Source organism: Pseudomonas sp. SG-MS2, assembly GCF_009933855.1.
Classification (GTDB): Bacteria; Pseudomonadota; Gammaproteobacteria; order Pseudomonadales; family Pseudomonadaceae; genus Aquipseudomonas; species Aquipseudomonas putida_E.
In genome coordinates this window covers 1-4,489 of record NZ_MOMO01000271.1, presented here as the reverse complement: position 1 = coordinate 4,489, position 4,489 = coordinate 1, and the positions used below count along the sequence as shown (strand labels likewise).

6 protein-coding genes are annotated in these 4,489 nt (G+C 62.6%); 1 reads left to right on the top strand and 5 read right to left on the bottom strand.

Features of this window, described 5'->3' with window-relative positions; genetic code table 11:
- Nucleotides 1–3 precede the first annotated feature (3 nt).
- From ccoP to ccoN, 4 genes are read right to left on the bottom strand one after another with little or no spacing between them, the layout of a single operon-like run.
- Entirely contained in the window at nt 4–945 is a 942-nt protein-coding gene (gene ccoP / locus BLX42_RS25965) for a cytochrome-c oxidase, cbb3-type subunit III (RefSeq protein ID WP_046785291.1), read from the bottom strand.
- Nucleotides 942–1,133, bottom strand: coding sequence for a CcoQ/FixQ family Cbb3-type cytochrome c oxidase assembly chaperone (locus tag BLX42_RS25960; protein WP_012315404.1), 192 nt, complete (start codon nt 1,131–1,133; stop codon nt 942–944). Before BLX42_RS25960 ends, ccoP begins: the two co-directional genes overlap by 4 nt.
- 5 nt (nt 1,134–1,138) lie before the next feature.
- Complete coding sequence (gene ccoO, locus BLX42_RS25955) at nt 1,139–1,747, bottom strand: cytochrome-c oxidase, cbb3-type subunit II (protein ID WP_023381403.1); 609 nt, start codon at nt 1,745–1,747, stop codon at nt 1,139–1,141.
- A 13-nt stretch (nt 1,748–1,760) separates the two neighbouring features.
- Nucleotides 1,761–3,185 (bottom strand): cytochrome-c oxidase, cbb3-type subunit I, encoded by a 1,425-nt coding sequence (gene ccoN, locus BLX42_RS25950; RefSeq protein WP_012315402.1) that lies wholly within the window; start codon nt 3,183–3,185, stop codon nt 1,761–1,763.
- Nucleotides 3,186–3,234: 49 nt separating this feature from the next.
- On the opposite strand from ccoN, the gene BLX42_RS25945 reads away from it, so the two are divergent.
- Nucleotides 3,235–3,927, top strand: coding sequence for an alpha/beta family hydrolase (locus BLX42_RS25945; RefSeq protein WP_256345892.1), 693 nt, complete (start codon nt 3,235–3,237; stop codon nt 3,925–3,927).
- 155 nt (nt 3,928–4,082) lie between these two features.
- On the opposite strand, the gene BLX42_RS25940 is transcribed toward BLX42_RS25945, so the two are convergent.
- Nucleotides 4,083–4,367, bottom strand: a complete 285-nt coding sequence (locus BLX42_RS25940) for a pyrimidine/purine nucleoside phosphorylase (RefSeq protein WP_012315400.1) — start codon at nt 4,365–4,367, stop codon at nt 4,083–4,085.
- Nucleotides 4,368–4,489: the final 122 nt, after the last annotated feature.

The window sequence follows — 4,489 nt, the reverse complement described above, 5'->3', positions numbered from 1 at the left end:
GTGTTACTTGGCGGTCACGGTTGCAGGCATATCACCCTGCGAAAGGCTGTACACATAAGCCGCCAGCAAATGCACCTTGTCATTGCCCTGGATGTCCACCTGGGCCGGCATTTGCCCCTGGCGGCCATAGCGAATGGTCTGCTGCAGTTGGGCAAAGCTCGAACCGTAGATGAACGCCTGCGGATGGTTCAGGTTAGGTGCGCCCATGGCTGGGGTGCCATTGCCCTCGGGCCCGTGGCAGGCCACGCAGTTGCCGGCGAAGATCTCCTTGCCCTTGGCCACATCAGCCTTGGCGCCTTCCGGCAGGCTGCGGCCATCGAGGTTGCTCAGCACGTAGGCGGCTACATCCGCCACGCCCTGTTCGCCGATCACCTCAGCCCAGGCGGGCATCACGCCGTGGCGGCCATTCATGATCGACGCCTTGATGGTTTCGGGCTCGCCGCCCCAGCGCCAGTCGTTGTCGGTCAGGTTGGGGAAACCATAGGCGCCTTTGGCGTCCGAGCCGTGGCACACCGAGCAGTTGGAGGCGAACAGGCGGCCGCCCATCTTCAATGCCTGCGGGTCCTTGGCCACTTCCTCGACCGGCATGGCCGCGTATTTGGCGAAGATCGGGCCGAACCTGGCGTCGGCCTTGTCCATTTCCTTCTGCCATTCGTTCGCGCCGGTCCAACCATTCTCGTAGCCGGGCAGGACGCCCTTCCAGTTGCCCAGGCCCGGGTAGAGGATCAGGTAGCCCACCGCGAACACCAGGGTGCCGACGAACAGCCAGAACCACCACTTGGGCAGCGGATTGTCATACTCCTCGATGCCGTCGAAGCTGTGCCCCATGGTCTGGTCGGTGGTGTTGCTGCTCTGGCCCTTGCGGGTCGACAGCAGCAGCCAGGTCAGGCCGATCAGGCTGCCGATGGTCAGTACGCAGATGTACGTACTCCAGAAGGTAGTCATTGGGGATTACTCCTCATGCCAGTGTCCTGCCCGGCAGGGGGCAGGCGGTCGTCGACGAAGGGCAGCAGGCGCGCTTCGGCGAAATCATGGTCGCGGCGGCGGTTGAACACCCACAGCGAGAGGCCGATGAAGGCAATCATCACCACCAGGGTGCCCACGCCGCGGATCATGCCGATATCCATTTCCATCGCACTCACCTCTTGTTCTTGATCGCGGTGCCGAGCACCTGCAGGTAGGCGACCAGGGCGTCCATCTCGGTCTTGCCCTTGACCGCATCACGCGCACCGGCAATGTCCTCGTCGGTGTACGGCACCCCCAGGGTGCGCAGGGTGCGCATCTTGGTGTCGGTGTGGCTGTTGTCGACCTGCTGGGCGACGAGCCATGGGTAGGACGGCATCTTCGACTCCGGTACCACGTTGCGCGGGTTGTACAGGTGCGCGCGGTGCCAGTCGTCGGAGTAGCGCCCGCCGACCCGGGCCAGGTCCGGGCCGGTACGCTTGGAGCCCCACAGGAACGGGTGGTCCCACACACTTTCACCGGCCACCGAGTAGTGGCCGTAGCGTTCGGTCTCGGCGCGGAACGGGCGGATCATCTGCGAGTGGCAGCCCACGCAACCTTCGCGGATATAGATATCGCGGCCTTCAAGCTGCAGCGCGGTGTAAGGCTTCATGCCTTCGACCGGCTTGTTGGTGACGTCCTGGAAGAACAGCGGGACGATCTGGGTCAGGCCGCCGATGCTGACGGCGAACACCATCAACAGGGCCAGCAGGCCGACGTTTTTTTCGATGACTTCATGTTTCATCAGGCAGGTCTCCTCAGGCCAGCTGGGCGTTGGCAGGGGCGGCCTCGGTGGCCGGTGCACGTACGGTGCGCCAAGTGTTCCAGGCCATCAGGAACATGCCACTGAGGAAGATCGCGCCACCGACGAAACGCACGATGAAGCCCGGGTGGCTGGCCACCAGGGTTTCCACGAACGAGTAGGTGAGCGTGCCGTCGCTGTTCACCGCGCGCCACATCAGGCCCTGGGCGATGCCGTTGACCCACATCGAGGCGATGTACAGCACGGTGCCGATGGTCGCCAGCCAGAAGTGCGCGTTGATCAGGCCGATGCTGTACATGCGTGCCTTGCCGAACACTTGCGGAATGGTGTGGTACAGCGCGCCGATGGAGATCATCGCCACCCAGCCGAGGGCGCCGGCATGCACGTGGCCGATGGTCCAGTCGGTGTAGTGGGACAGGGCGTTGACCGTCTTGATGGCCATCATCGGGCCTTCGAAGGTGGACATGCCGTAGAACGCCAGCGATACCACGAGAAAGCGCAGGATCGGGTCGCTGCGCAGTTTGTGCCAGGCACCGGAGAGGGTCATCATGCCGTTGATCATGCCGCCCCAGCTGGGGGCCAGCAGGATCAGCGACATCACCATGCCCAGCGACTGCGCCCAGTCGGGCAGCGCGGTGTAGTGCAGGTGGTGGGGGCCGGCCCAGATGTACAGGGTGATCAGCGCCCAGAAGTGGACGATCGACAGGCGATAGGAATACACCGGGCGTTCGGCCTGCTTGGGCACGTAGTAGTACATCATCCCCAGGAAGCCTGCAGTGAGGAAGAAGCCCACGGCGTTGTGGCCGTACCACCACTGCACCATGGCGTCGGTGGCCCCGGCGTAGACCGAGTACGACTTGGTCAGGCTGACCGGCAGTTCGAGGTTGTTGATGATGTGCAGCATGGCCACGGTCAGGATGAAGGCACCGAAGAACCAGTTGCCGACATAGATATGCTTGGTGGTGCGCTTGATCAAAGTGCCGAAGAACACGATGGCGTAGCAGACCCAGACGATGGTGATCAGGATGTCGATCGGCCATTCCAGCTCGGCGTATTCCTTGGAGCTGGTGTAACCCAGCGGCAAGGTAATGGCCGCCAGCAGGATGACCAGTTGCCAGCCCCAGAAAGTGAACGCGGCCAGCCCTGGTGCGAAGAGGGTGGTCTGGCAGGTGCGTTGCACCGAATAATAGGAGGTGGCGAACAGTGCACAGCCGCCGAACGCGAAGATCACCGCATTGGTATGCAGTGGGCGCAGGCGGCCGAAGCTGGTCCAGGGTAGGTCGAAGTTCAGGGAAGGCCAGGCGAGCTGGGCGGCGATGAAGACGCCGAGCCCCATCCCGACGATTCCCCACACCACCGTCATGATGGCGAATTGGCGGACCACCTTGTAGTTATAGGCGGTACTGCTGGTTGTGTTCATGTATGGGTTCCCATCCACGGTTATTGGCAGGCTTTACAGCGAGGCAAGCATGATTAATGGGCAATGTGCCGGTATTGACGGGGATCAATGGGCGAAGATCGCAAATGTCCCAGGCTTGCACTGCAATCCGGCGCAGAATCAGCAAGATGGCCATGCTGCGGCGTGCCTGATCCTGGCCCATGGCGCTGGCGCGCCGATGGACAGCGGGTTCATGGATGAAATGGCGCAAAGGCTGGCGGCGCTTGGCGTAGGGGTGGTTCGCTTCGAGTTCCCCTACATGGCCGAGCGCAGGGTTGGGGGTGGCAAGCGGCCACCCAATCCACAGAAGGTGCTGCTCGAATGCTGGCGCGAGGTGTACCGGCAGGTGCGACCTTTGGTCGCGGGCAAGCTGGCGATTGGTGGCAAGTCCATGGGCGGGCGCATGGCCAGCCTGCTGGCCGACGAGTTGGGTGCTGATGCGCTGGTGTGCCTGGGCTATCCGTTCTATGCCGTGGGCAAACCGGAAAAACCACGGGTCGAGCATTTGGCGGGCTTGCAGACACCGACGTTGATCGTGCAGGGCGAGCGGGATGCGCTGGGTAATCGTGAGGCCGTGCAGGGGTATGCGCTGTCACCGTCGATCGAGGTGAGCTGGCTGGTGGCAGGCGATCATGATCTGAAACCGCTGAAGGCTTCGGGGTTCAGCCATGAGCAGCATTTGCAGGCGGCGGCTGAGAAGGTTGCGGGGTTCCTCAGAGGCTGACTACCTGAGCGGCCTTGCCGGGGCGCCGGACCGGTCGGAAAGGGCTGCGAAGCAGACCCAGCAATTGTTGTTGCGCTGCTGAATCCTGGGGCCGCTTCGCAGCCCTTTCGCGACACAAGGCCGCTCCTACAAGCGACCGTGTGTGCAGCAACAGATCAGTCGCGGTACTCGCACAGGTAGGCAGTGTCCACCGCCACTTTCAGCTGGAACTTGCTGTCGGCGGCCACATTGAATTTGTCGCCGGCGTTGAAGGTTTCCCAGTTGTCGCTGCCCGGCAGCTTGACGGTCAGCGCGCCGGAAACCACATGCATGATTTCGCGCTTGGCAGTGCCGAACTCGTATTCGCCCGGAGCCATGACGCCGACGGTGGCCGGGCCTTCAGTGCCTTCGAAGGCGATCGACTTGACGGTACCATCGAAGTACTCGTTGACCTTGAACATGGGGCGACTCCTGAAAAAGAGGGGGATGAAAAAGGGCTGGCCAGTATGCCCAAGCCCATCCCCCCCGTCATCTGCTTTCAGGCGCCTCTGAGCTCAAATGCCCGGCAAGCTCAAGGGCAATA

Coding starts and splice junctions, on each gene's coding strand:
- BLX42_RS25945 (WP_256345892.1), top strand. CDS start 3,235: ATGATTAATGGGCAATGTGCCGGTATTGACGGGGATCAATGGGCGAAG.
- BLX42_RS25960 (WP_012315404.1), bottom strand. CDS start 1,133: ATGGAAATGGATATCGGCATGATCCGCGGCGTGGGCACCCTGGTGGTG.
- ccoO (WP_023381403.1), bottom strand. CDS start 1,747: ATGAAACATGAAGTCATCGAAAAAAACGTCGGCCTGCTGGCCCTGTTG.
- BLX42_RS25940 (WP_012315400.1), bottom strand. CDS start 4,367: ATGTTCAAGGTCAACGAGTACTTCGATGGTACCGTCAAGTCGATCGCC.
- ccoP (WP_046785291.1), bottom strand. CDS start 945: ATGACTACCTTCTGGAGTACGTACATCTGCGTACTGACCATCGGCAGC.
- ccoN (WP_012315402.1), bottom strand. CDS start 3,185: ATGAACACAACCAGCAGTACCGCCTATAACTACAAGGTGGTCCGCCAA.